Source organism: Blautia sp. HCN-1074 (assembly GCF_037890165.1).
Taxonomy (GTDB): Bacteria; Bacillota; Clostridia; order Lachnospirales; family Lachnospiraceae; genus Blautia_A.
In genome coordinates, this window is the sequence record NZ_JBBKBP010000018.1 from 62,900 (window position 1) to 88,754 (window position 25,855).

The following is a 25,855-nucleotide window of genomic DNA, read 5'->3' on the forward strand; positions in this document are numbered from 1 at the left end:
AATCGTATTCTCCTTTGATTTAATGTAAATATAATCTTTTTTCTACGAATTCAATCTGATCAGCTGTAATTCTGCGCGCCTGTTCCAAATCCCGTTTTTTCATAGCTGCTGCCAGCTGAATATGCATATCCAGAGAATTTTCAAGATTAGAACGTCCATCAATTACAAGATCTCTTCGGAGCCGATAAAAAACATTTTCCATTGCTGAAATCAGATAAGAGTTATTCGTAATACGAGCAATGGAAAGATGGAATTCCAGATTAAGCTCATTGTAATGAGTGTAAAAATTAGAATCATTCAAATCAATTTTTTTACTGGCAATCTGATAAATTTTTTCCAGTTCGGAATCAGATGCAAATCGGATTGCATATTCAACAGCTCCACATTCAAGAATAGAACGATATTGACATAGTTCCTGAAGCTCTGAAAGAGACAGTTTACGGATTAGATAACCCTTTCGGGGAATTTTTTCAAGGATACCTTCCTGACATAATATATTCAGTGCTTCTCTTGCAGGTGTTCTGCTTACTTGAAAACGGGACGAGACTTCTGCTTCTGTAATGAATTGATCATTATAGTGTAGATTATTAATATCATTTCGAAGCTGCTGCAGAATGGTCTCCGTAGTAGAAAAATTTTTTTTATTAACGTTTGATATCATCATATATGGACACTCCTCAATAAAAAGATAAAGAATGGAATAAATGAATTTAAACACATTATAAATGTAATACCAGTAACTTGCAACTACGTATATCACCAGAATACTAACAAAAATCACAGAAAAAGATTGTTACTTTCGACGGTTTTGAAGAAAGATTTAGAAAATTATTGACGCAGATGTATTTCTGTGATATACATCTGGTATACGTTTGTGCGGACATAAGTGGAGGCTCTTTGGAATGGGTAAAGAATGAATGAATTAAAAAGGGAAAGGAACAGAAAGCTATGGAAGAAAAAAACAACACTACTGTAGATATGCCGGGAAATGATGGAGAATTTATGCTGGAACCAGTTCCGATGTCGGCACGTCGTTCGACCCGAAGCCAGTTCATGGTATGGATCGGTTTTGGATATGCAGTAACCGGTCTGATCATTGGCGGAACTTTAGGCGGTTACGGTGGAACAGGCGGTATGCCACCTTCACAGGCAATGATGGCTATTATTCTTGGCATGGGAGCATTGTATCTGGTTACATGTTTCCTTGGGATTGTCGCACAGAAAACAGGGTTAAATCTTTCTCTGCTTGCACGTTTTTCTTATGGATATAAGGGAAGTGCTATACCAATGGCTGTAATGGCATTGCTGACTTTAGGGTGGTTCTCAAGTATTCTTGGAATGATTGGTGATATATGGGGAGCATTCATCGGAAATCCGACTGGAGTGATTGTATTTGACCCGTCAAAATACGGATTTTCCGGAGTAGCACCTATTACACTGGAAGTAGTAATCGCCTGCGTTTTCTGGGGACTGGTTTTCACTTTTACAGCAGTGAAGGGAATGGGAGCAATAGAAAAAGTATCAGATGTTTTTGCTCCATTGATTCTGATCGTAGCTGTTGTAGTAGGAATTATTTATGTAGTTCAGTGTGGCGGTGTTGGTGGCTTTTTGGATAAAGCAAATGAACTCCACGGACTTGGCATGGGAGAAGCAATTACTGCAGTAGTGGGAAGCTGGATTGCAGGTGCGGTTATGGGCGTTGACATGTTCCGTTTCAATAAGAGCACAAAAGCAGTCTGGGGATGTGCAGCTGCATGCTTTATTCTTACTAATCCTATTTTAAATATTGTAGGATATATTGGCACAGTATATATTGGCAATTTTAATTATGTACTTTGGATGCTTGGCGTGAACTTTATTGTTGCGATTTTAGGTGTTGTGGTATGGACAACAGCTCTCTGGACAACAGACAATAGTGAACTTTATTGCAATGCTCTGTATACGGGCCCGTCTTTGAATGCATTTGGAATCAATGTTTCCAGAAAAAAACTGGTTATTATTGCAGGAGTTATAGGAACTGTTCTTGGTTCATTTGCATTTTATCAGCTGTTTTTTGCAAATTTCATTAATATTCTGGGATCTATGGCTCCGCCATTATGTGCGCCGATCCTTGCAGATTATTTCGTAATTGGAAGAAAGAATAAAGACAAATACAATATGGAACTTTTAAATAAACATCCAAATTTCCGCTGGGCAGGGGTAATCTCTTTTGCTGTAGGAGCAATCTTAGGATTTGTATTCCAGTATAAGATAACTCTTCCTTTAGATTTACCGTCAGGTCTGGTTGCAATGGTGATTTCTTTTATCGTTTACATTGCTATTTATAAAATGACACCAGATGCAGCGGTGGATGAAAAACTTGTTTCAGGATTGGAAAAATGAAGCGTATTTTATTGATATTAACAGGAGGTACAATTGCCTCTGTAGAAACTGAACAGGGGCTGCGTCCGGGAATCTCGGAAGAAGAACTTAGAGAAAGCCTGTCTGGCATAACGGATTTCTGCCAGGTAGAAATACTGTCTCTGCTGAACGTAGACAGTACTAATATTCAACCGGAACACTGGCAAATGATCGTTCAGGCGATAGAAAAGCGTTTTGACTGTTATGATGGATTTGTTATCACCCATGGTACGGATACGATGGCATATACAGCGGCAGCTCTTTCATATATGATTCAAAATCCTCACAAGCCGGTTGTGATCACAGGAGCACAAAAACCTCTGGTTAAAACGGTTACAGATGCCCGCAAAAATCTAAGAGATAGCTTTCGCTTTGCATGTGAAGAAAATGTAAATGGTGTTTTTCTGATATTTAACGGAGAAGTAATACTAGGCACACGCGCCAGAAAAGTACGTTCCAAGAGTTTTAACGCTTTTGACAGTATCAATTATCCCATTGTGGCATTTATAGATAATGACAGAGTAATTCGTTACGTAGATATATCAGGTGACTCCGGTCCAACCAGCTTTTATTCCCATTTGGTGCCCAAAGTATTTCTTTTGAAGCTTGTTCCGGGAATCACACCAGATATATTGGATTACATCAGTGATCATTATGAAGCAGTAGTTATAGAAAGTTATGGGGTTGGTGGAATTCCGTTTGCAGATGAAAGAAATTTTCTGGAAAAACTGGAATGTCTTAACAGAAAAAAATGTATTGTTGTGATTGCTACACAGGTAATGCTGGAGGGAAGTGATGTAGAATTGTATGAGGTTGGATTCAGGGCAATGTCCAGATATCATCTCCTTCAGGCATATGATATGACAACGGAGGCAATAGTCGCAAAGTTGATGTGGCTTCTTGGAAAGTGTAATGATTTTGAGAGCTTTCAGAAAGAATTTTATACTCCGGTTTCCTGTGATCTCCTGAGATGCGAATAAAAAGCTATTGATAAAGAAAAGCTGCCGTCTTCACAAGTAAAATCTGTGGAGGCGGCAGTTTTTGATATGTATGGCATATCAGGAAAAAGGCAGCTTCAGGAATTCTTCCATGGCTCTGCTTATATAGCGGCCTTTCTTCCAGTAAAAAAATACAGTGCGTTTACTGCTCTGACCGGGCAGCTTATAAAAAACAAGTTCTGAATTTGTTGGAACTCTGGAGAGCAGAAGATCCCCGATGAAAGTGATGCCCATTCCCAAACATGCAATATTATAGGCAGTCATCTGCTGATCCAGGCGAAATATTACAGAAGGTGAAAAGTGATTTTCCTGACAAATGGTAAGTGCACGCTTACCGGTATCGTTATCTGAACGAAGAATAATAAATGGTTCGTTCTCAAATTTGTTTAATGGAACAGAAGGAATATCAGAAGAGCGGAACTGCCCGTTCCGGATTTCCTCAATAGGAATCTGATATTCCTGCAGTTTGGTATTGATTGAATAATTTTTGGGAACTGCAAGAAGAAGTTGTTCTTTCTGGTAGATATAATGTTCAAAAATCTGGTTATCCAGAATACAGTTATCGATCACCAGATCTAACTTTCCGGCCTGGAGAAACTGGGATAGCTTTGCTGTACTTTCTTCTACAAGAGAAATTTGAACATGTGGAAATTTTTGGGAAAAATCAGCAATAAGGGGAGGCAGAATCCATGAAGAAAAGAAGTTACTGCCACCTACATTGAGAGTTCCTGTTTTGAGATTTCCCAGATCCAGTATGAAGTTTTCAAGATTATTTTCAATATCCATGACTTTTTCAACAGCCTGTATGTAATGTTTTCCAACTTCGGTTAACTGTAAAGGTTTGGTGCTTCGATCAAAAATAGGATAGCCAATACGGTTTTCTACACGTTTTACATTGGCGCTTAAAGAAGGCTGCGAAATGAAAAGAGCAGCAGCAGCTTTGGAAAAGCTTTTTTCCTTGTATACCTCATAGATGTATTCCATTCCCTGAAACATATAAACTCCTCCGATATATAACTTAGTTACTGTTCACTCCGTTCTCAGTAACGTAGCCAAAATTCATTCCAGATTGCCTGCGGAAATGGGATTTTGGCTTGTATGTCTCGGGATAGTGGTATGTGAACAGTAACATAACTTAAACACTATATATTTTATAAAAATATATGTATTTGATTATATTATAGCAGAGATATATAATGAGGGCAAATACATGAGAGAGATAATAACAGTACTGTTTAATGGATAATATTAACCGCCGATTTTGTGGGAAAATGCACCGGAATGATTATCCGGGGAAGAATGAACAGAAAAAGGAGAAAGACTATGAAAAAAACAGACTATCGTGTAGAAAGAGATTCTATTGGTGTAAAGGATATTCCGGAAGATGTATATTATGGAGTGCAATCCTTACGTGCGGCCGAAAATTTCCACATTACGGGGCTGAATATGCATCCGGAAATTATTAACAGTCTTGCATACATAAAAAAAGCAGCAGCGATAACTAATTGTGAAGTGGGGCTTCTTGAGAAGAAAAAAGCACAGGCGATTGTCCAAGCATGTGATGAAATTGTTTCAGGAAAATTCCATAATGAATTTATTGTGGATCCTGTTCAGGGAGGAGCAGGCACATCTTTAAATATGAATGCCAATGAAGTAATTGCAAATCGCGCAATTGAGATACTGGGAGGAAAAAAGGGCGATTATACAATTATAAATCCTAACGATGATGTGAATTGTGGACAGTCTACCAATGACGTTATTCCTACTGCCGGTAAAATGACTTCTCTTCGTCTGCTGCAGAATCTGAAGAAACAGCTTCTTCGTCTCTACGATGCTCTTAACGAAAAAGCGGTAGAGTTTGATCACGTAATCAAAATGGGACGTACACAGATGCAGGATGCAGTGCCGATTCGTCTGGGACAGGAATTTAAAGCATATTCGGTAGCAATCATGCGTGATATCCACAGAATGGATAAAGCAATGGATGAGATGCGAACCCTTAATATGGGAGGCACTGCTATTGGAACAGGAATTAATGCAGACGAGGGTTATCTGAGAAGAATTGTTCCAAATCTTACTGAAATATCAGGAATGGACTTTATACAGGCTTTTGATCTGATTGATTCCACTCAGAATCTGGATCCATTTGTAGCTGTTTCCGGCGCTGTGAAAGCATGTGCGGTAACTCTTTCCAAAATGTCAAATGATCTCCGCCTTATGTCTTCTGGTCCTCGTACCGGATTTGGAGAGATCAATCTTCCGGCAAAACAGAATGGCTCCTCTATAATGCCGGGTAAAGTCAATCCGGTTATTCCTGAAGTAGTTAATCAGGTGGCTTTTAATATTATTGGTAATGATGTTACGATTACCATGGCTGCAGAAGCTGGTCAGCTGGAATTAAATGCATTTGAGCCGATTATTTTCTATTGTATGTTCCAGTCTATCGATACTCTTGGCTATGCAGTTCAGACACTGGTAGATAATTGTATTGTAGGGATTACAGCAAATGAAGAAAGATGCCGTTATCTGGTAGAAAACAGTGTAGGTATTATCACTGCGATCAGTCCTCATCTTGGATATCAGAAGGCTGCAGATATTGCAAAAAAGGCAATTAAGACAGGCGAATCTGTAAGAAGTCTGATTCTGCAAGAAAAGCTTATGGACGAGGATGAACTCAATCGTATTCTTGATCCGATCCATATGACGGAACCTGGTATTTCTGGAAAAGATTATCTTATAAAAAAATAAAGAAAAAAACAGGCGGGAAAATCTTCCCGCCTGTAAAATCGTCTGGACACATATCATATATAAATATGATTTTTATATTTTTGAATTATTCGATTGAATACGGATGATTTTATCCGTTTGATTTCAACTGGATTAGAACAGACCTGTGATCTTACCTGTTTCGTCTACGTCGATTCTCTCAGCAGCCGGAACTTTAGGAAGACCTGGCATTGTCATGATCTCACCTGTAAGAGCTACGATGAATCCTGCACCAGCGGAAATCTTCAGGTTACGTACTGTAACTTCGAAGTCTGTAGGAGCACCCAGTTTAGTCTGGTCATCTGTTAAGCTATACTGTGTCTTAGCTACACAGATCGGGCAGTTGCCGAAGCCAAGAGCTTCTAACTGTTTAGCCTGTTTCTGAGCGTTAGCTGTCAGAACTACTTTCTTACCTCCATAAACTTTCTGAACGATCTGGTTCAGCTTGTCTTCGATAGAACCTTCCAGTTCATATGCATAGGAGAAGTCGTTTGGTTCTTCTACAAGACGGATAACTTCTTCTGCAAGTTTGATTCCGCCTTCGCCGCCTTTTGCCCATACTTCAGAAAGAGCAACGTTAACACCCAGTTCTTTACATTTAGCTTCTACAAAGTCAAGCTCTGCTTTTGTATCTGTAGGGAATGCGTTGATAGCAACAACACATGGAAGTTTGTATACGTTTTTGATGTTGGAAACGTGTTTTAACAGGTTCGGGATACCTTTTTCAAGAGCTTCCAGGTTTTCATTGTTGAGGTCAGCTTTTGCAACGCCACCGTTGTATTTCAGGGCACGTACAGTAGCTACGATTACAACTGCGCTTGGTTTTAAGCCAGCCATACGGCATTTGATATCAAGGAATTTCTCAGCACCAAGGTCAGCACCGAAACCAGCTTCTGTGATTGCATAATCAGCAAGCTTCATAGCCATCTTTGTAGCTGTTACAGAGTTACATCCATGAGCGATGTTTGCGAATGGTCCGCCATGTACGATTGCAGGAACGTGTTCCAGAGTCTGTACAAGGTTTGGTTTCAGAGCATCTTTTAACAGAGCTGTCATAGCGCCTTCTGCGTGAAGGTCACCTGCTGTTACAGGTTTCTGCTCGGAAACTTTTCCGTATGTATATCCGATGATGATCTTGGATAATCTTTCTTTCAGGTCTTTGATGTCGCTTGCAAGACAGAGAACTGCCATGATTTCAGATGCAACTGTGATGTCGTATCCATCTTCACGAGGCATACCGTTTGTCTTTCCGCCAAGACCATCTACTACGTTACGAAGCTGACGGTCGTTCATATCTACACATCTTCTCCATGTGATCTTACGTGGGTCAATGTTTAATGCATTGCCCTGGAAGATGTGGTTGTCGATCATGGCTGCAAGTAAGTTGTTAGCTGCGCCGATTGCATGGAAGTCACCTGTGAAGTGAAGGTTGATGTCTTCCATCGGAACAACCTGTGCGTATCCGCCGCCTGCTGCACCGCCTTTAACACCGAATACCGGTCCTAAAGATGGCTCACGAAGAGCTACCATAACGCTCTTGCCGAGTCTCTGCATACCATCTGCAAGACCTACAGTAGTAGTAGTTTTACCTTCACCTGCAGGAGTTGGGTTGATTGCTGTAACAAGGATTAATTTTCCATCTTTCTTGTCGCTTTCTTTCAGAAGATTGTAATCAATTTTTGCTTTATATTTTCCGTACTGTTCCAGATATTTGTCATCAATACCTGCCTTCTCTGCAATCTGAGTGATTGGAAGCATTTCGCATTCCTGTGCAATTTCGATGTCTGATTTGAATCCCATAATGTTTTTCTCCTTTCGTCTCCGCATAACATGAAAAACTTATGTTACTGTTCTGACCAGTAACTTGTTTCATTAAAGGAAGTGTCGGACAGACTGTCTGTTTTACAGGTAAAAACAACTGTTAAGCTGTTTTTACGGGATAAAAAAAGGCCAGTATCTGAAATCTTCAAATACTGCCCAGACGGTCGGCTTCCACAAACCTCCGACTCCCCGTGGTTTGTATTCCACATTTTCCGTCAGTACTCGAAGGTTCCTTTAATTGATGAATACAATATAGCATTTTGAGAAAAAAATGTCAAGAAAATTTTTCTGAATCGTCAAAAAAAATTGAAAATCTGGATATGAATTGTGCAATTTTGATAATAAATAATGAGAGAAAAGCAGATTGCTGAAAGAGATTTTCATCTGCGTGACTCTGAAATGTTAAAAAAAAGACAAGAAAAGATTAAATCTGGGAAAAATAAAGGATTTTGAAACAGGAGTTCAGAAGTGAAAAAATATAAGAGAATCAAGCAAGTCCCCTGCTTCAATTGCGAAGAGCAATGAGTTTATAAGTATTTCATAAAAATTTTATGATTATATTAGTTGTCATCCACTGAAAGTATGGTAGAATAAATACACGGTATCACCTGATGTGGGTGATCGATCATATCGATATCATTGATAAACGGAGATGCAGATATGGATAGAAAAGAATTTTTGGACATCCTCAGAGGACAGCTTGCCGGAAATATGCAGGAAGGCAAGGCTGCGGCACATGTAAGATATTATGAAGATTATATACAGTCTCAGGTACGTGGCGGACGCCCGGAGAGAGAAGTTCTTGAAGAACTGGGAGATCCGCGTCTGATAGCCAAAACACTGATTGACACAGATGATGGAAGTGCACAGGAAGATTATGGAGAATATTCTTCGTATGGAAGCAGCTATGGAAGTAAAATGGATCCGCCTCCGCAGCCGGAGAAGAAATGGAAGAAGGTATTAGATCTTTCTACCTGGCATGGCAAGGCAATCGTTATTGTAGCCGCGGCTGTTGCTATTATTCTCCTTGTGCTGTTAATTGGAGCAGTTCTTCCATTCTTTATTATTCTGGCAATTATTCTTTATTTTCTTTCCTGGTTAAAGAAACGTAATAACCAGTAAAAATGTCGCTTATCACAGAGACAGCAATATTTTTCAAAAAAAGTCGGTACAGGGCTCTGATAAAGATGCCTTGTACTGATCTCTCATATTTCCAATACTTAATCGAATCAAAGAAATCCCCTGTTTTAACCGAATCAAGTAAGTCCCCTGTTTCAATTGCGAATATCTGATTGTTTAAATCGAGTCTATAACAAGAAGATAATTTATCTGACTGACTTTAAAGAAAAATTGTAACTGTTCAGTACCTTCACAGTTACGAGTCAAAATCCATTAAAAATCGCCTTCGGCGATGGGATTTTGACTTGTATGTCTCGGGATAGTAGACTGCTGAATAGTTACGAAAAATTCACATATAAAATTTCTGAAAACTTATTAAATCACGTAGTTGATTTCTATTCTCTAATCCTGCCAGGTGCAGGGAAAAATCCCACATTCATTCAAATCAGGGGCGAAATATTTTGTCCCGGCGTCATTTTTTATTTTGGAAAGGAGACAGAAAATGAAACGTAATTTAAAACTGAGAGAACGCCTGGGAGCTTTGCTGCTTGCATTGCTTTTTATCGTACAGGCAGTTCTGGGGCTTTTACCTGCCTGCGTAACACAGGCGGCTTCATTGTCCATAGAAACCTGGGACAATGATAAGACGGTAGACTATAGTTATCGCTTTGATATGAAATTTCAGCCCGGAATTACCACGTATGAATCCTTTGGGTGTGATAACCTGGACAGAGAGGCTTTTTCGGACAATGGGAAAAGCGAACGTGATACGGAATGTGTCAGAGTGTATCCGGATTATAAGGCTGGAAGTGCGGGAATGCGTTATAACAATGTAGGTAAAGATGGAAACGGAAATATTGTAGATGTCCGTCTTATCCTTATGGGAGTAGAGAATGCCGAACGACGTTATGAACTGAATACTGTGGAAACGATTGTTCAGAATAAAGAAGGGGCTACTTTTGCGTGGAAAGATAATGAATCCTATCCGCTGGTCGGATTTTCCAAAAACAGCATTGGCGTATTTATTTATTCTGTAGGGTACGCGAAAGTTAAGTTCCAGTTTCTTAAGCATGGAACGGATGAGGCTTTGCCAATCAGTGGACATGGAACAATCCGTGATATTGATGCAGGGCAAGGCGTAAGAATTCCTGCGGATTGCGGACTGGACAGTGCGTATGTTCTGAAAGAGAATGATTATCTGACAGTAGAAGGAAATACGGTAACCTCTCCGATTGGTGCCATAGAACCGGATGATCCGAGAGGCTGGCTGAATCTTTTTTACAATACAGATAATTTTACAGTAGAATTCTGTCATCAGCTTAGACTGGACAAGTGGGATAAGACCCGAGAAGATGGAATTAAGAAGGCGGGATCTCAGGAGAAATGGGCAGAAAACATAAGAAATAAATATCTGGATCCGTCAGGAAACACTTATTGTCCGACCTTTAAAGGACAGAAATATTGCAAGGCATATGCATATTTCGATTTTACGTCTTATTGTTTTGGCAATGTTGAGATGAAAAAAGCCCCGGAGAAACGTGTCGGAGAGAGTAATTGCAGTTGGGAACAGGCGAGTGTGGCAACAAAAGATCAGCCTTTTACTGTCAGACAGGGACAGGAATTCCAGTATATGATTCAGGCAGAAGTAACACCAAATAAACTGAAATCATTTGTAGTGGAGGATGTACTTGAGGATTGCCTTTCTATCGAAGATACTTCTAAAGTGAGCATTACAAATGATATAGGACAGGTAGTAACGGATCAGTTTGATATTAATATTGAGGGACAGAAGATAACCTGCAGTGCGAAACCGGAAAGTCTTCAGGAGGAGACTTTTACAGATAATCAGAATTATACATTTACTCTGAAAGTACGTCGGAAACCAGAATCAGAAATAAATATTTCAAAATACCTTGCAGAGGATGGATATACGATCCTTATCCCGAATCATGCTTCTATGAGCTATGAACGTACAAATGGAAGCGGAGATACCATGGATACAGAAACAGTGTGGGTAAAGAGTGTGATTTCTCCGGAACTTGAAGTAGTCAAGAATACATCCCAATATGAATGGAAGACAGGAGACACCGTAGACTATGAAGTTTCAGTTTCTCAGACAAAGCCGGATGTACGCGCGGTCAATGTAGTCATTACGGATGAAATTCCGGCATGTCTGCAGCTCCTGGAAGGACAGTATACAGTGAAGACAAGTGACGGCGCAGAAAGCTGTACGCTCACCAGACAGGGTGACAATGGCTGGAAAGCAGAATGCCCGTCTTTAAGATATGGAGAGATGATTACCATTCGCTTTAAATGCCAGGCGCTGGAGGATTCCAATGGTCAGGAGTGGGAAAATATTGTTGCTGCGACAGCAGATAATCTGCTTAATCCTGAAACCGGAGAACAGGAATCCCGCAAGGACATGGCAGAGGTATGGATGAACAGTCCGCATCTGGAGATTGATAAAACAGCAGACAGGTATGAATGGCAGGCGGGAGAGCAGATTGCTTACCGGATCGTGGTAAATAATGTGACTGCCGGAACCATTGCAAAAGATGTGAACATTACAGATATCGGTCTGCCACAGGGACTGATTCTTGCTGATGGGGCTCAAAGTGTGGAAGTGCTGGGCGTTCAGCAGCAGATAAATTATCCTGTACCGGATAAGAAGACCGGACAGGCATATGAAGCAAGAACTGTGGAATCCCGTATGGATGCAGATGCAAATGGTTTTGCTTTTTATTGTTCATATCTGCCATACAGTCAGCCAGTTACGATTATTTTCCATTGTGTTGCACAAGAAGATGCTAATGGCCATGAAAGTGTAAATGCCGCAACGGCAAAAGCCTCCAACGCTGAAGAGAAATCAGATGATGCCGAAGTTTATGTAAATTCCGGAGAATTCTGGATTGAGAAAAATGCAGATCATTATGAATGGCAGGTAGGAGAGCTGGTACAGTATAATGTAGTGGTCGAAAATAAAAAAGAAGGCACAGTAGCCAGAAAGGTGACTATCTGGGATACAGAGATGCCGGCAGGACTTGCACTGGAATCAGCAGATAATGTATCTGTCAGTGGCATTCCACAGAGCATTACACAGCATGTTGCGGGAACACCGGATATTCCAAACCAGCTGAACCCGGAATTTTATAATGAGACATCAGAGAAACCGGTCAGCTATGAATTTGTTCAGGAAGGAGCCGGATGGAGAATGAATATTTCAGATCTTCCTGCAAATGTTCCGGTTATGATTTCTTTCCTCTGTACAGTTACTGAAGATGCAAACGGTGCAGAGAGTATTAATGTTGCAAATGTACAGGCACAGAATGCACCGGCAGCACAGGATGATGCGGAGGTATATGTAAATACGGCGGTACTTTCTATTGATAAAAGTTTCCAGAATCCGTATCTGGCCGTTGGTGACGGACGTGCAGAAAATGAATTCCGTATTGGAGAACAGGTAAATTATCAGGTTACAGTAAACAATCTTCAGAAAGGATCGATTGCACGAAATCTTGTGATTAGTGATCTTTCTCTGCCTGAAGGACTGGCGCTGGATGAAGAAGAGGGAGCTGTTACGGTAACTGGTGTACCGGCAGCTATCCAGAATCCGGTAGCAGGAACTGATGATGCCGGAAATGAACTTAATCCGGAAAATTACAAAGAAACTGTGGAAAAACCTGTAAATTGCCAGGTTACACGTCAGGGAACCGGCTGGATAGTGACAATTTCAGATCTTCCATACCAGACACCTGTTACTGTTAATTTCCGTTGTACTGCAAAGGAAAGTGTGAACGGACAGGAAATCGTAAACACAGCACAGGCATATGCAGATAATGCACAGGCAGTAAAAGATACTTCAAAGATCTGGGTAAATTCACCTGTATTAAAAGTAGAGAAAATAACTGACAAACCATTCTATAAATATGGAGATATCATTACATACCGTATTGCGCTGACACAGGAACAGACTGGCTGCGTAGCGCGTAATGTTACGTTGCATGATGTGATCGACACACAGGGAGTCCGCCTTTTAAAGGATTCTGTGGTTCTGATGGATGAGAATGGAAATGTGACAGATGCAGATGTGCAGATCAATGATGATAATACATTCCTGCTATCAACGGGAAAAGCATTGATCAAAGATGCGAGATACAGTATTTGTGATAATGACAGAGGCGGACTTTTTGAGCAGGTAATGTATAACCCGCTGGACTGCCGGCAGCAGAAAACTATGATTGTGGAATATCAGGCAGCAGTAATTGATGCCGCATTAGCAGGACAGAAAGTACATAATACTGCAGTTGCGGACAGCAATGAAAAAATACCGGCAACAGGTGAAGCGGAAACAGAGGTACATAGTCCTGTTCTGGAGATTGTCAAAGAATCAGATAAGAAAGAATATGTATCTGGTGAAAAAGGATATTATAAGCTGACAGTAAGACAGCTGCGTGAGGATGTTACGGATCAGAATATTGTTATTGAAGATGCGTTGGAAACAAAGGGCGCAACAATTGTAAAAGACAGTATTTTTGTAAAGAAAAACGGCGTAGAGCTGAAAGATATTAAGACAGAGGTAACGGAAACGGGATTTGTAATCAATACAGGTGCGACATTGTCGGATATGGATAAGATTGAAGTCTGCTATGAAGTTGTATTTGAGACAGAGAGTGCAGAGGCTGAAAAAGTTGTAAATACAGCGAAGGCAAGAGGTGATATCTCACCGGAAACCTCTGCACAGCAGGAAGTATATGTAAAAACAGCACCGAAACCGACTGAAACACCAAAGCCGACTGAGACACCGAAACCGACTGAAACGCCGAAACCGACTGAGACACCAAAACCGACTGAACCACCAAAACCAACAAAAGTGCCAGAACCGACAGACATACCGAAAGCTACACCAACACCATCTGCGCCGGGAACCTGTCCGAAGTTGACTCCGACTCCGACAAAGACACCGTCATCGGCTTATAATAATGGTAATAACAGTGGAAGTAGCAATGGAAATACCGGAAGCAGCAGTTATGGAAACTCAGGAGGATATTCCAGCGGATATGGAAGTTATCAGGGTGGTTCTATGGCAGGAAGTTCTAAGACTGGAGACACCAGACCGTTTAAGGTAATGACACTTGTCGGACTTCTTGGCCTTGGCTTGCTGGCTGGAGGCGTAATGATTTACAGAAAAACGATTTCCGGTAAAAAAAGTTTTAAAGGTACCGGACGGAAATGAGAAAGCTTAAAACGTTTGCGATAAGCATGATCATAGCGGCAATCGGACTTCTCGTATATTGTGGGGGATTCTATATAAAAAGCTATGAACAAAACCTTCGTGCCAGACAGAGCTATGAAGAAATAGCACGTATGGCCGGTTATCAGGATAAGGACAAAAAACCTTTTCAAAATGAGAAAAAGACGAAGCTGAATTGTTTAACAGAAACGAATAAGAATGTTTACAAAAAGAAAAAAAGAAAATCTTCGGACAATTTAAAACACAGTGATCGCGCAGATAAAATCAGGGAATCCTTCGGGATTTCCTGGGAAAATTTAAGAAAGATTAATTCTGAGGTGGCAGCCTGGATTACCATTCCCGGAGCTGATATTTCTTATCCTGTAGTCCAGGGGATGGATGACGAGTATTATTTAAAGCATAATTTTAAGAAAGAGGAGGACTTATTTGGCTGTATTTTCCTGGAGCATAATAACAAAAAGAATTTTATGGGTTCTCACAGTATTCTCTACGGTCATAACATAGAGGGCAATATGATGTTTGCCAATTTAAACCGCTATGAACAGCCGGAATTTTTGGAAAAATGTCCGGAAATTGAAATCAAAACTCCGGAAAGAAAATTTCTGTATAAAATTTTTTCCATAGAGCAGGCGGGTTCCCAAAGTGCGGCGTTTGAATATGGATATGACTTGTCGAGTCCTGCATACAAGCAGCAATTAGCAACATTGAAAGAGAATTCTATGTATGAAACCGGCATAGAGCCAGACGATTCGAAACCTATGGTAACGTTGATTACCTGCAATTCGCATCTTGATAAAGAGATACGTATGGCAGTACACGGAATCTGCTATGAAATAACAGAAGAGGATTGCGAATATCCGATTGACCACATGAATAACTGAAAAAAATATTTGGAAAAAAGTGATGAAAAACCTCCTGAGATTTTGTATAATTTATGCATAAAAAACAACTTGTTCGTATGTGCGTACAAGTTGTATTCTAGATACAGGAGGGAAGAAGACATGACAGATAATGGAAAGCCTAAATATTTCTCACTAATGGAGCAGCTCAGGAATGATATTGTATCAGGAGCCATCCGGCCGGGAGAAAAGCTTCCTTCGGAAAATGAACTTTCACAGAGATATTCCCTGAGCAGACATACAGTCCGTAAGGCACTGGGGATTCTGGAACAGGATGGATATGTGGAAGCGTTTCATGGAAAAGGCACTTATTGTTCTGAAAATATGCGTCATATAAAGAAATCGAAGAATATTGCAGTAGTTACCACATATATTTCCGATTATATTTTTCCAAGACTGATACAGGGAATGGATAATGTTCTTTCGGAAAGAGGTTACAGTATTATTCTGAAAAACACAGCAAACAGCAGACAGAAAGAAGCAAGATGTCTGGAAGAACTTCTGAAGAAAGACATTGACGGGCTTATCATTGAACCAAGTAAAAGTGAGATGGTATGCAAACACAGGAGTCTTTATCAGAATCTGGATAAGTTTGAAATACCGTATGTGTTTATTCAGGGAATTTATTCTGAGATGAGAGATAAACCGCATATTCTTATGGATGATGCACAGGGTGGCTATCTTGTAACCAGATATCTGCTGGAACTGGGACATAAGAAAATCAAAGGCTTTTTTAAAGCAGATGATATGCAGGGACTCGAACGACATAAAGGATATGTCCGGGCATTGCAGGAATTTGGAATTTCTTATAATCCGGATGATGTTGTGTGGTTTCACACAGAAGACAGAAAAGTGAAACCGGCACTGATGGCAAAAGAAATGGTACAGAGTGGACAGCTTCCGGATGGAATTGTCTGTTATAATGATCAAATTGCTGTTCAGGTTATGGAAGAATTAGAGAAGCAGGGAATTAAAATTCCTGATGATATTTCGATAACGGGCTATGATAATTCTCTGTATGCACAGCGTGGAAATGGAATCACAACAATCGCCCATCCACAGGAAAAACTGGGAGAAATGGCCGCAGAGCTTATTCTGGAGAAGATTAATGGAATTCCAGAGGAAGAGAGTAAAGTCGAAAGACTGATTCATCCGGAACTGATTGTCAGAGGCTCATGTAAAAAGGCATAAAAATAAATCTGTTGAGATTTCAGATATAAGAGTTTCTGAGTTAAGAAAAACTTATTTTATATAGGTAAAATGATATTAAACATACAGATTTTAAAACATTAATGCCTGGTACGTTGCTGAGCACGAAGTGATCAGTAATTTTTACGGCAGCCAATGTATCTAAAATCTGAAAATAAATAAAAATCCAGGGAGGAATTTTATCATGAAGACAGGAAGAAACTATAAGTTTTGGTTTTGCACAGGTTCACAGGATCTTTACGGAGATGAATGCTTAAGAAAGGTTGCTGAGCATTCCAGAATTATCGTTGAAGAATTAAATAAAAGTGGTGTTCTTCCATTTGAATTAGTATGGAAACCAACACTGATCACAAACGAGCTGATCCGTAAAACATTCAATGAAGCAAATTCAGATGAGGACTGCGCAGGTGTTATCACATGGATGCATACTTTTTCACCGGCCAAATCATGGATCCTTGGTCTGAAAGAGTATAGAAAACCTCTGTGCCATCTGCACACACAGTTTAATGAAGAAATTCCTTATGACACCATTGATATGGATTTCATGAATGAAAACCAGTCTGCACATGGTGGACGTGAATATGGACACATTGTTTCCAGAATGGGAATTGAAAGAAAAGTTATCGTTGGACACTGGGCTGACAAAGAAGTTCAGGAAAGACTTGCTTCCTGGATGCGTACAGCAGTTGGTATCATGGAAAGCAGCCATATCCGTGTTTGCCGTGTAGCAGATAACATGAGAAACGTAGCTGTTACAGAAGGCGATAAAGTAGAAGCACAGATCAAATTCGGATGGGAAGTTGATGCTTATCCTGTAAATGAAATCGCTGATTATGTAAAAGATGTAGCAAAAGGTGATGTAGATGCATTAGTTGATGAATATTACAGCAAATATGACATCCTTCTTGAAGGCAGAGATCCGGAAGAATTTAAACGTCATGTAGCAGTTCAGGCTCAGATTGAAATTGGATTTGAGAAATTCCTGGAAGAGAAGAACTATCAGGCAATCGTTACACACTTTGGTGATCTGGGGGCCCTGCAGCAGCTTCCTGGACTTGCTATTCAGAGACTTATGGAAAAAGGTTACGGATTCGGTGCAGAAGGTGACTGGAAGACAGCTGCAATGGTTCGTCTGATGAAGATTATGACTGCCGGAATGAAAGATGCAAAGGGAACTTCCATGATGGAAGACTATACGTACAACTTTGTACCTGGAAAAGAGGGAATCCTTCAGTCTCATATGCTTGAGGTTTGCCCGTCTGTTGCTGATGGCAAGATCGGAATCAAAGTTTGCCCGCTTTCCATGGGAGACAGAGAAGATCCTGCAAGACTTGTATTTACAAGTAAGACAGGCCCGGCTATTGCAACATCTCTGATTGACCTTGGCGATCGTTTCCGTCTGATCATCAATGATGTAGAGTGCAAGAAAGTTGAGAAACCAATGCCGAAACTTCCTGTAGGAAGCGCATTCTGGACACCACAGCCGAACCTTAAGACAGGTGCAGAAGCATGGATTCTTGCAGGCGGCGCTCATCATACAGCATTCACTTATGACCTTACAGCTGAACAGATGGGAGACTGGGCAGCAGCTATGGGTATTGAAGCTGTCTATATCGACAAAGACACAAACATCCGCGACTTCAAGAACGAGCTGAGATGGAATGAACTCGCATTTAGAAAATAAGAAGTTACTGTTCACTCCGTTTGCAGCATCAATAAAATACTGTGACTGATATACTGTCTGTTATTAACATATTTATAATGTATTCTTTGTGAATAAAGAAAGTGGACAGTGATAAAAGTAATACAGATATAAGGGCTGTCATATCAGACTGACTATCGGAAAGTCTGATATGACAGCCAAATGTGTATAAAAAGCGCATAAAAACAGTAGAAAAATTGATAGTAAAATCATAAGAAAAATGCGATAATAATGATAAATAATGGAAACTAGGAGGTACATAAAAATGGGAGCAGCAGAAGCAAAAGCAGCGATTCTCGCAAACAAAACAGCACTTGGGATTGAATTTGGTTCTACCAGAATCAAAGCGGTACTTGTAGATGACAAAAACCAGCCGATCGCATCCGGCGCACACGAGTGGGAGAACCGCTACGAAAATGGTATCTGGACATACAGTCTGGATGATATCTGGACAGGTATTCAGGACTGCTATCAGGACATGGCAAAAGATGTAAAGGCAAAATATGACGTAGAACTGGAATCTGTAGGTGCATTCGGTGTCAGCGCCATGATGCATGGCTATATGCCTTTTAACAAAGAAGGAGAACTTCTTGTACCATTCCGTACATGGAGAAACAATATTACCGGAGAAGCAAGCGAGAAACTGATGGAACTGTTTAACTATAACATTCCGCAGAGATGGAGTATTGCACATCTGTATCAGGCAATCCTTAATGGCGAAGAACATGTAAAGGATATCGATTATATTGCAACTCTGGAAGCATATGTACACTGGAAACTGACAGGAAAAAGAGTTCTGGGAATCGGTGATGCTGCCGGTATGTTCCCGATCGACACAACAAAGGCAGATTACAATCAGGAAATGGTTGATAAATTTGATGAACTGGTAGCTCCTTATGGATTCTCATGGAAGCTTCGCGACATTATGCCGAAAGCACTTGTTGCAGGTGAGGATGCTGGCGTTCTTACTGAAGAAGGTGCGAAACTTCTCGATGTAACAGGAAAATTAAAAGCAGGAATCCCGATGTGTCCTCCGGAAGGTGATGCAGGAACAGGTATGGTTGCTACAAACAGTGTCGCAGTACGTACAGGTAATGTTTCCGCAGGAACTTCTGTATTTGCCATGATCGTTCTGGAGAAAGAACTTTCCAGACCATATAAAGAAATTGATATGGTTACCACTCCGTCAGGACATCTGGTAGCTATGGCACATTCCAATAACTGTACTTCTGACCTGAATGCATGGGTAAATGTATTTAAGGAATTTGCAGAAGCTATGGGTATGGAAGTAGATATGAATAAGCTCTTCGGAACTCTTTATAATAAAGCACTGGAAGGTGATCCGGACTGTGGCGGTCTTCTTTCCTACTGCTATTTCTCAGGTGAGCATATGACAGGATTCGAAGAAGGACGTCCGTTATTTGTTCGTTCTCCTGAGAGCAAATTTAACCTTGCAAACTTTATGAGAACAAATCTGTATACATGCCTTGGCGCTATGAGAGTAGGTCTGAACCTTCTGTTTGAGAAAGAGAATGTAAAAGTAGATCGTCTTCTTGGACATGGTGGATTATTTAAGACCAAAGGTGTCGGACAGCAGATTCTTGCAGATGCAGTAAATGCACCGGTATCTGTAATGGCTACTGCAGGTGAAGGCGGAGCATGGGGAATTGCCCTTCTTGCTTCTTATCTTGTAAACAAGGAAGAGGGAGAAACTCTGGAAGCATTCCTTGACAATAAAGTATTTGCAGATCAGGAAAGCAGCACACTGGATCCAAAACCAGAAGGAGTAGCGGGATTCAATGCATTTATGGACAGCTATATGAAAGGTCTTTCTATTGAAAAGGCAGCAGTAGACTCCAAAATCTGGTAATGTTTCAAAGTGACTTCTATGTATTGACAAAAAATGTTGCGTAAAAAGTCCGCCACATTTTTTGCCACATATTGTAGCACTTAAAGAAAAATTGTAAAATATCCTTATCAACTCATACGGGGAGAAACGCAATGATTTTTAAAAATGTAAAAAATGCAATCGTTCGCTGGCGTGTATGAAATGAGAGGAAAAAGAGAAATATAAAAGAATAAGGCAGCATCGCATAGCATAAGGCTTGCGATGCTGTTTTTTGTATTTTTTATGCTTTTTATGAGTGTTTTTTGGGGATGAAAATATGATTTTGGGTAAAATTTGGGTACAAATTATAAATGTTACAAAAATATTAACAAAATTCAGATTAGTAAAATCCGGAAACCCGCATAAATACTAAAGGAAAGCCCCAGTAGGGGAGCTACCGGGGCTTTCGAGGGGAGTATAAATAATTAAATAAGGGGTTTATGTAAAAAAAATTTTTGAAGGGTAAATTCTTTTTACAGGTATGATTATAATATAGCTTGGTGAAAAAAGCAACATATTTTGATGAATATTCCCCCGCGTTTTTGGGATAATAGTCAATGTGAAGCACATTCAGTAATGAAGTGTGACATAAAACTGTCCGGATTCTTTTGGACTTCCGGAAGAGCCGGATAGATAAAACGCATCAGGAGGAATAAAATAATGGCAAAAAATTATGAATCTGAGAGTAAAAACAGTAGAAATTACACAGACACAACAAGCAAAAACAGCTATGGAAACGAAATGAACCATACTGACAATGCAAGAAGCAAAAACGAAACAGACAGCAGAGATAAAGCAAAAAACAAAGTGAAAAATAAGACTTCCCAGTCTTATAGCTCAGAAGAGGACAGATACTAATAAAGAAAGGCGAATTGAGAACAACTTAGTGATAAAAATTCGCATTTAGCCTGCTTCTTGATGACACAATACGGGTTACAGTAAAAAAAGCTGCCAGTGGAATGAATCTGCTGGCAGTTTTTGATGCTGCTACATATGATATAACAAAAAGGAGTCTGCCATGTTTCCAGTGGAAACGATTTCTGCAAAAATGCTGGATTATTATGTGGACCGCAGGGACGCATTAATTATAGATCTGCGCGAAAGAGAGGCATATGCACATAGCCATGTAAAAGGGGCAGTGAACATGCCGTACGCTGAAATTGATGAACATACCACATTTCCCAACGGAAAAACACTGGTGTTATATTGTGACAGAGGCGGTGCAAGCCTTCTTCTTGCCCGTCAGCTTGCCAAACTGGGCTACCGTACCCGTTCTGTAATAGGTGGTTTTGAAGCATATAGGGGAAGAAATCTTGTAATTTCGGCATAAGCATGATAAGGTGTATATATGCCAAAATCCTTAAGAATACAAGCCAAAATTCCTTTGCCGCAGGCAATCGGGAATGAATTTTGGCTGCGTTACCTGGAATGAAGTGAACAGTGACGTACTATTTGGATGCAGGAAAATACAGATTAATCGAAAAGAGGAGAATATTTACTATGAAATATATGTTTGCGTCAGATGTCCATGGTTCTGCATATTACTGCAGAAAGATGCTGGATGCTTATAAAGAAGAAAAGGCAGAGCGCCTGGTACTGCTGGGCGATCTGCTTTATCATGGCCCGAGAAATGATCTTCCGAAGGAATATGCCCCGAAAGAGGTCATTGCCATGCTGAATGACATGAAAAGAGAAATCTATGCTGTGCGCGGAAACTGTGAAGCAGAAGTGGACCAGATGGTATTACAGTTCCCTGTTATGGCAGATTACTGCATTTTAAATCTGGATGGAAGAACTTTCTATGCTACACATGGACATGTCTACAATGAGAATAACCTGCCGCCGATTCAGGAGGGAGACATCCTTATTCATGGACATACTCACGTACTTAAGGCAGAACAGAAAGAGGGATATGTATTGTTAAATCCGGGTTCTGTATCCATTCCAAAAGAGGGAAATCCTCCTACATATGCAATCTTTGAGGATGGCGTGTTCACAATCAAAGATTTTGAAAAAAATGTTGTAAAAAGTATAAATCTTTAACCGACGGATATCTGCTGAAAGAATTATTATCAGAAAGGACAAAGAATGGAAAAATTTGAATTGATAGCACCTTGTCACTTTGGCATGGAGGCAGTATTAAAACGCGAGATCCTTGATCTTGGCTACGAGATCACAAAAGTTGAGGACGGCAAAGTGACATTTGAGGCAGACGCCCAGGGAATTGCAGATGCTAACATATTCCTGCGTTCCACGGAGAGAATCCTGCTGAAAGTAGCTGAAGTAAAGGCGGAAACGTTCGATGAGCTCTTCGAGAAGACAAAGGCTCTTCCGTGGGAAAACTACATTCCAAAGGATGGCAAGTTCTGGGTCGCAAAAGCGAATTCTGTTAAAAGTAAACTCTTTAGCCCATCAGATATCCAGTCTATTATGAAAAAAGCGATTGTAGAGCGTCTGAAGGGCGTATACGGGGTATCCTGGTTTGAGGAGGACGGAGCAAGCTTTCCGATCCGTGTGGCATTTATGAAAGATGTGGCTACAATTGGTATTGATACTTCAGGCGTATCCCTGCACAAAAGAGGATATCGTAAAATGACAGTAAAAGCTCCGATCACAGAGACGCTTGCCTCTGCGCTGATCATGCTCACACCATGGAATAAAGACAGAATTCTGGTCGATCCATTCTGCGGCAGTGGTACTTTCCCGATCGAGGCTGCGATGATGGCAGCAGACATTGCACCGGGAATGAACCGTTCTTTCCTGGCAGAAGACTGGAAACACTTAGTTCCGAGAAAATGCTGGTATGATGCCAATGAGGAAGCGCAGGACAGGGTAAATCTTAACATTGATACAGATATCCAGGGCTTTGACATTGATTCGGAAGCTTTGAAAGCAGCCAGGGCAAATGCAAAAATGGCAGGGGTGGACAAGCTGATCCATTTCCAGCAGAGACCGGTAAAAGAACTCCGCCATCCGAAGCCGTATGGATTTATCATCACAAACCCGCCATACGGCGAACGACTGGAAGAAAAAGAGAATCTTGCGCAGCTTTACAGAGAAATCGGGGAAAGTTATGCAAGACTGGATAAGTGGTCGATGTATCTGATCACATCTTATGAAAAAGCAGAGAATGATATCGGAAGAAAAGCGGACAAGAACCGAAAGATTTATAATGGAATGCTGAAAACTTATTATTACCAGTTTCTGGGACCGCGCCCGCCGAAGAAAAATAAGTAAGCAGCATAGTTATTTTGAAAAGAATGTGCTGGAAAGTTATTCAGAACAGCGTAAACAGTAAACGGATACAGAAGTAAATGGAAATAAATAAAACAGAGGACATAAAGAATTATGAAAAAAATAATTTTTGCTACCGGTAATCAGGACAAGATGAAAGAAATCCGGGAAATTCTTGCGGATATGGATGTGGAAGTTGTTTCTATGAAAGAAGCAGGAATCCATGCAGATATCGTAGAAGATGGCTCTACTTTTGAAGAAAATGCCATAATCAAGGCGAAAACGATTTGCGAAATGACAGGGGAGATCACTCTTGCGGATGATTCTGGCCTGGAGATTGACTATCTGAACAAGGAGCCTGGCATTTACTCTGCGCGTTATATGGGAGAAGATACCTCCTATCGCATTAAGAATGCCAATTTGATAGAAAGATTGAATGGTGTGCCGGACGAGAAACGTACTGCAAGGTTCGTATGTGCCGTTGCAGCGGCTTTTCCGGATGGAAGTGTAAAAACAGTACGTGGAACAATGGAAGGCCGTATAGGGTACGAAGAGAAGGGCGAGAACGGATTTGGATATGATCCGATTTTCTACCTTCCTGAATATGGATGTACTTCTGCAGAACTGTCTATGGAAGAAAAAAATAAGATCAGCCATCGTGGCAAAGCTCTGCGTGCTATAAAGGAAGAACTGAAATGAAGGTATTGATCGTAAGCGATACTCATGGACGGGATGAAAATCTGGAGGAAGCAGTGTACAGAGAGGCGCCTTTTGATTATCTGATCCACTGTGGCGATGTAGAGGGAAGAGAAATCTTTATTGAAGCTCTGGCAGAATGCCCATGCAGCATTGTCGCTGGGAATAATGACTTTTTCACAGATCTTCCACAGGAAGAAGAGATAACACTGGAAGGCTATAAAATTCTGGTGACACATGGACACTATTATTTTGTGTCCAAAGATCATGACCGGATTGTGGAGAAAGCAAAGGCAAAAGACTGCCAGATCGTAATGTATGGTCATACCCATACTCCGGTAGTCGAAGAAGAGAACGGAATTCTTGTGATTAATCCAGGCAGTCTTACCTATCCGCGTCAGCGTGGCCGCAGACCGAGCTATGCAGTTATGGAAATCGAAGAGGGAAAATATCCTCAGATAGAAATAAAATACCTTTGAAATAATGTCCCCATAACTGTGAACACAATATATTTTGAGTTTGCTCATTTATGAAGACATCTAAAATAAAAAATTGAGATTTTTTTATTGTGCGAAAAAAATATTTTTTTACAAAAAATCTTAAAAACCATGCCCACAAACCATTTTTTAAGCAAAAAAATGAAACTTTTTTCAAAAAAGTGAAAAGCCCGCAAAGCCTTGATTTTAGCGGCTTTGCGGCACTTTTTGAAACCGAAAAAATCACTTTTTCAAAAAAAAACAAAAAAAATTGAAAAAAAGTGTTGACATTTGGAGTGGCTTACCATATAATATGTCTTGCGTCGGACAACGAAGCACAAATAAATAAAGAAAAACAGCGGGGTGTGGCTCAGTTTGGCTAGAGCGCCTGGTTTGGGACCAGGAGGCCGCAGGTTCGAATCCTGTCACCCCGACTGCTGTAACAACAACATTACCGTTTCAGCGAAATGCGGGTGTAGTTCAATGGTAGAACACTAGCCTTCCAAGCTAGATACGTGGGTTCGATTCCCATCACCCGCTTCTCTGTATGCACAGAGAGATGTGTCTGTAGCTCAGCTGGATAGAGCAACGGCCTTCTAAGCCGTGGGTCGGGGGTTCGAATCCCTTCAGGCACGCTGTGGTGGGTATAGCGCAGTTGGTTAGCGCGCCAGATTGTGGCTCTGGAGGCCCAGGGTTCGAATCCCTGTATCCACCCTTCGCCTTTGGGCTATCGCCAAGCGGTAAGGCACAGCACTTTGACTGCTGCATTCGCTGGTTCGAATCCAGCTAGCCCAGTCTTAATATGGAGCATTAGCTCAGTCGGTAGAGCACTTGACTTTTAATCAAGTTGTCCGGGGTTCGAATCCCCGATGCTTCATTAAATAGCGGAAATCTTATGAAGAGGTTTCCGCTATTTTATTGCTTCTGTAGAAACTGGTACATCAACAATCAACTTGTTGGTATATTGGCTGGAGCAGTAATCTACAATTTATAAAGATGCGGATATGGCGGAATTGGCAGACGCGCTGGTTTTAGGTACCAGTGGGCTTCCCGTGCAGGTTCAAGTCCTGTTATCCGCATTCAGAATGAAGTACCGTTTAAAGACGGTACTTTTTCTGTTTTACAGAGATAATATTTTATTGTATAGTTAATTCATAGTGTTTTTGGGAAAGAATACTATAGAATGATGCCAGAGTCGAATTGAATAACTGCGCGTCGCATTCTCGTTACTTCAGTGATGAGTTAGACGCGCAATTTTCATAAAAAATATCCAGAACAAATGTTTACTTAAAGAAATGCATATGGTATAATACAGACATGGAAAAAGATATATTTAATATAAATAAAAATCAGCTTTCATATGGTAGAGGATACGTATATTTTCTACAGTATCATC

The 25,855-nt window shown here is 40.6% G+C and carries 19 protein-coding genes, 7 tRNA genes, 1 pseudogene and 1 riboswitch; of the genes and pseudogenes, 24 read left to right on the forward strand and 3 right to left on the reverse strand.

Annotated features, from left to right (window positions below; all coding sequences use genetic code 11):
* Positions 1 to 19 precede the first annotated feature (19 nt).
* Entirely contained in the window at positions 20 to 664 is a 645-nt protein-coding gene (locus tag WKT11_RS14205) for a GntR family transcriptional regulator (protein WP_117845221.1), read from the reverse strand.
* Between the two features lie 284 nt (positions 665 to 948).
* Between WKT11_RS14205 and WKT11_RS14210 the strand changes: the two genes are divergently transcribed.
* Both WKT11_RS14210 and WKT11_RS14215 read left to right on the forward strand, forming a co-directional pair.
* The gene (locus tag WKT11_RS14210) at positions 949 to 2,382 is read left to right on the forward strand and encodes a purine-cytosine permease family protein (protein ID WP_117676746.1); all 1,434 of its coding nucleotides are present in this window, start codon (positions 949 to 951) and stop codon (positions 2,380 to 2,382) included.
* Positions 2,379 to 3,380 (forward strand): asparaginase, encoded by a 1,002-nt coding sequence (locus tag WKT11_RS14215; protein WP_117845219.1) that lies wholly within the window; start codon positions 2,379 to 2,381, stop codon positions 3,378 to 3,380. Before WKT11_RS14210 ends, WKT11_RS14215 begins: the two co-directional genes overlap by 4 nt.
* A gap of 78 nt (positions 3,381 to 3,458) precedes the next feature.
* Here the strand turns inward: WKT11_RS14215 and WKT11_RS14220 are convergent, their stop codons facing one another.
* Entirely contained in the window at positions 3,459 to 4,394 is a 936-nt protein-coding gene (locus WKT11_RS14220; protein WP_117845217.1) for a LysR family transcriptional regulator, read from the reverse strand.
* Positions 4,395 to 4,721: 327 nt separating this feature from the next.
* Here WKT11_RS14220 and WKT11_RS14225 point away from each other — a divergent pair, with 327 nt between their 5' ends.
* The gene (locus WKT11_RS14225) at positions 4,722 to 6,146 is read left to right on the forward strand and encodes an aspartate ammonia-lyase (protein ID WP_117845215.1); all 1,425 of its coding nucleotides are present in this window, start codon (positions 4,722 to 4,724) and stop codon (positions 6,144 to 6,146) included.
* A 132-nt stretch (positions 6,147 to 6,278) separates the two neighbouring features.
* On the opposite strand, the gene WKT11_RS14230 is transcribed toward WKT11_RS14225, so the two are convergent.
* On the reverse strand, positions 6,279 to 7,964 hold the full coding sequence (locus tag WKT11_RS14230; protein WP_008708136.1) for a formate--tetrahydrofolate ligase: 1,686 nt from the start codon (positions 7,962 to 7,964) through the stop codon (positions 6,279 to 6,281).
* A 168-nt stretch (positions 7,965 to 8,132) separates the two neighbouring features.
* Positions 8,133 to 8,218, reverse strand: a riboswitch (ZMP/ZTP riboswitch).
* Between the two features lie 427 nt (positions 8,219 to 8,645).
* On the opposite strand from WKT11_RS14230, the gene WKT11_RS14235 reads away from it, so the two are divergent.
* The 21 genes and pseudogenes from WKT11_RS14235 to WKT11_RS20075 all read left to right on the forward strand — a co-directional run.
* Positions 8,646 to 9,107, forward strand: a complete 462-nt coding sequence (locus WKT11_RS14235) for a DUF1700 domain-containing protein (RefSeq protein WP_118630971.1) — start codon at positions 8,646 to 8,648, stop codon at positions 9,105 to 9,107.
* A gap of 499 nt (positions 9,108 to 9,606) precedes the next feature.
* Positions 9,607 to 14,337: an isopeptide-forming domain-containing fimbrial protein gene (locus tag WKT11_RS14240; protein ID WP_340285092.1), complete on the forward strand. Its 4,731-nt coding sequence runs from the start codon at positions 9,607 to 9,609 to the stop codon at positions 14,335 to 14,337.
* Positions 14,334 to 15,236, forward strand: coding sequence for a class B sortase (srtB, locus tag WKT11_RS14245; RefSeq protein ID WP_340285094.1), 903 nt, complete (start codon positions 14,334 to 14,336; stop codon positions 15,234 to 15,236). The genes WKT11_RS14240 and srtB overlap by 4 nt, the downstream gene beginning before the upstream one ends.
* A gap of 120 nt (positions 15,237 to 15,356) precedes the next feature.
* Positions 15,357 to 16,445, forward strand: a complete 1,089-nt coding sequence (locus WKT11_RS14250) for a GntR family transcriptional regulator (RefSeq protein WP_117845211.1) — start codon at positions 15,357 to 15,359, stop codon at positions 16,443 to 16,445.
* Positions 16,446 to 16,647: 202 nt separating this feature from the next.
* A complete protein-coding gene (araA, locus tag WKT11_RS14255) occupies positions 16,648 to 18,147 on the forward strand; it encodes an L-arabinose isomerase (RefSeq protein WP_117845209.1) in 1,500 nt (499 codons plus the stop codon).
* A gap of 283 nt (positions 18,148 to 18,430) precedes the next feature.
* Entirely contained in the window at positions 18,431 to 20,035 is a 1,605-nt protein-coding gene (locus WKT11_RS14260) for a xylulokinase (protein WP_117676754.1), read from the forward strand.
* A gap of 678 nt (positions 20,036 to 20,713) precedes the next feature.
* Positions 20,714 to 20,911, forward strand: a complete 198-nt coding sequence (locus WKT11_RS14265) for a hypothetical protein (protein ID WP_117845205.1) — start codon at positions 20,714 to 20,716, stop codon at positions 20,909 to 20,911.
* Between the two features lie 160 nt (positions 20,912 to 21,071).
* Positions 21,072 to 21,383: a rhodanese-like domain-containing protein gene (locus tag WKT11_RS14270; RefSeq protein ID WP_117676756.1), complete on the forward strand. Its 312-nt coding sequence runs from the start codon at positions 21,072 to 21,074 to the stop codon at positions 21,381 to 21,383.
* A gap of 170 nt (positions 21,384 to 21,553) precedes the next feature.
* On the forward strand, positions 21,554 to 22,096 hold the full coding sequence (yfcE, locus tag WKT11_RS14275; protein ID WP_117845203.1) for a phosphodiesterase: 543 nt from the start codon (positions 21,554 to 21,556) through the stop codon (positions 22,094 to 22,096).
* A gap of 45 nt (positions 22,097 to 22,141) precedes the next feature.
* On the forward strand, positions 22,142 to 23,290 hold the full coding sequence (locus tag WKT11_RS14280) for a THUMP domain-containing class I SAM-dependent RNA methyltransferase (RefSeq protein WP_118138124.1): 1,149 nt from the start codon (positions 22,142 to 22,144) through the stop codon (positions 23,288 to 23,290).
* A 111-nt stretch (positions 23,291 to 23,401) separates the two neighbouring features.
* Entirely contained in the window at positions 23,402 to 23,986 is a 585-nt protein-coding gene (locus WKT11_RS14285; RefSeq protein WP_181977713.1) for an XTP/dITP diphosphatase, read from the forward strand.
* Positions 23,983 to 24,462 (forward strand): metallophosphoesterase family protein, encoded by a 480-nt coding sequence (locus tag WKT11_RS14290; RefSeq protein WP_118138122.1) that lies wholly within the window; start codon positions 23,983 to 23,985, stop codon positions 24,460 to 24,462. The genes WKT11_RS14285 and WKT11_RS14290 overlap by 4 nt, the downstream gene beginning before the upstream one ends.
* Before the next feature lie 89 nt (positions 24,463 to 24,551).
* The gene (locus tag WKT11_RS14295) at positions 24,552 to 24,734 is read left to right on the forward strand and encodes a hypothetical protein (RefSeq protein WP_117845197.1); all 183 of its coding nucleotides are present in this window, start codon (positions 24,552 to 24,554) and stop codon (positions 24,732 to 24,734) included.
* Between the two features lie 84 nt (positions 24,735 to 24,818).
* Positions 24,819 to 24,893: transfer RNA gene (locus WKT11_RS14300), tRNA-Pro, on the forward strand.
* Positions 24,894 to 24,928: 35 nt separating this feature from the next.
* Positions 24,929 to 24,999 (forward strand) — tRNA-Gly (locus WKT11_RS14305).
* Between the two features lie 21 nt (positions 25,000 to 25,020).
* Positions 25,021 to 25,094 (forward strand) — tRNA-Arg (locus WKT11_RS14310).
* 5 nt (positions 25,095 to 25,099) lie between these two features.
* A tRNA-His gene (locus WKT11_RS14315) sits at positions 25,100 to 25,173 on the forward strand.
* 9 nt (positions 25,174 to 25,182) lie between these two features.
* Positions 25,183 to 25,254, forward strand: a tRNA-Gln gene (locus WKT11_RS14320).
* A 9-nt stretch (positions 25,255 to 25,263) separates the two neighbouring features.
* Positions 25,264 to 25,336, forward strand: a tRNA-Lys gene (locus WKT11_RS14325).
* A 121-nt stretch (positions 25,337 to 25,457) separates the two neighbouring features.
* Positions 25,458 to 25,538, forward strand: a tRNA-Leu gene (locus tag WKT11_RS14330).
* A gap of 238 nt (positions 25,539 to 25,776) precedes the next feature.
* Positions 25,777 to 25,855, forward strand: a pseudogene (locus WKT11_RS20075) (IS200/IS605 family transposase); the annotation flags it as partial.

Excerpts from the sequence above, each read along its gene's own strand:
- WKT11_RS14220 (WP_117845217.1), bottom strand. The coding sequence starts at position 4,394 with ATGTTTCAGGGAATGGAATACATCTATGAGGTATACAAGGAAAAAAGC.
- WKT11_RS14205 (WP_117845221.1), bottom strand. The coding sequence starts at position 664 with ATGATGATATCAAACGTTAATAAAAAAAATTTTTCTACTACGGAGACC.
- WKT11_RS14265 (WP_117845205.1), top strand. The coding sequence starts at position 20,714 with ATGGCAAAAAATTATGAATCTGAGAGTAAAAACAGTAGAAATTACACA.
- WKT11_RS14215 (WP_117845219.1), top strand. The coding sequence starts at position 2,379 with ATGAAGCGTATTTTATTGATATTAACAGGAGGTACAATTGCCTCTGTA.
- WKT11_RS14240 (WP_340285092.1), top strand. The coding sequence starts at position 9,607 with ATGAAACGTAATTTAAAACTGAGAGAACGCCTGGGAGCTTTGCTGCTT.
- WKT11_RS14270 (WP_117676756.1), top strand. The coding sequence starts at position 21,072 with ATGTTTCCAGTGGAAACGATTTCTGCAAAAATGCTGGATTATTATGTG.
- srtB (WP_340285094.1), top strand. The coding sequence starts at position 14,334 with ATGAGAAAGCTTAAAACGTTTGCGATAAGCATGATCATAGCGGCAATC.
- WKT11_RS14230 (WP_008708136.1), bottom strand. The coding sequence starts at position 7,964 with ATGGGATTCAAATCAGACATCGAAATTGCACAGGAATGCGAAATGCTT.
- WKT11_RS14250 (WP_117845211.1), top strand. The coding sequence starts at position 15,357 with ATGACAGATAATGGAAAGCCTAAATATTTCTCACTAATGGAGCAGCTC.
- WKT11_RS14285 (WP_181977713.1), top strand. The coding sequence starts at position 23,402 with ATGAAAAAAATAATTTTTGCTACCGGTAATCAGGACAAGATGAAAGAA.
- WKT11_RS14210 (WP_117676746.1), top strand. The coding sequence starts at position 949 with ATGGAAGAAAAAAACAACACTACTGTAGATATGCCGGGAAATGATGGA.
- WKT11_RS14260 (WP_117676754.1), top strand. The coding sequence starts at position 18,431 with ATGGGAGCAGCAGAAGCAAAAGCAGCGATTCTCGCAAACAAAACAGCA.
- WKT11_RS14280 (WP_118138124.1), top strand. The coding sequence starts at position 22,142 with ATGGAAAAATTTGAATTGATAGCACCTTGTCACTTTGGCATGGAGGCA.
- yfcE (WP_117845203.1), top strand. The coding sequence starts at position 21,554 with ATGAAATATATGTTTGCGTCAGATGTCCATGGTTCTGCATATTACTGC.
- WKT11_RS14290 (WP_118138122.1), top strand. The coding sequence starts at position 23,983 with ATGAAGGTATTGATCGTAAGCGATACTCATGGACGGGATGAAAATCTG.
- araA (WP_117845209.1), top strand. The coding sequence starts at position 16,648 with ATGAAGACAGGAAGAAACTATAAGTTTTGGTTTTGCACAGGTTCACAG.
- WKT11_RS14225 (WP_117845215.1), top strand. The coding sequence starts at position 4,722 with ATGAAAAAAACAGACTATCGTGTAGAAAGAGATTCTATTGGTGTAAAG.
- WKT11_RS14235 (WP_118630971.1), top strand. The coding sequence starts at position 8,646 with ATGGATAGAAAAGAATTTTTGGACATCCTCAGAGGACAGCTTGCCGGA.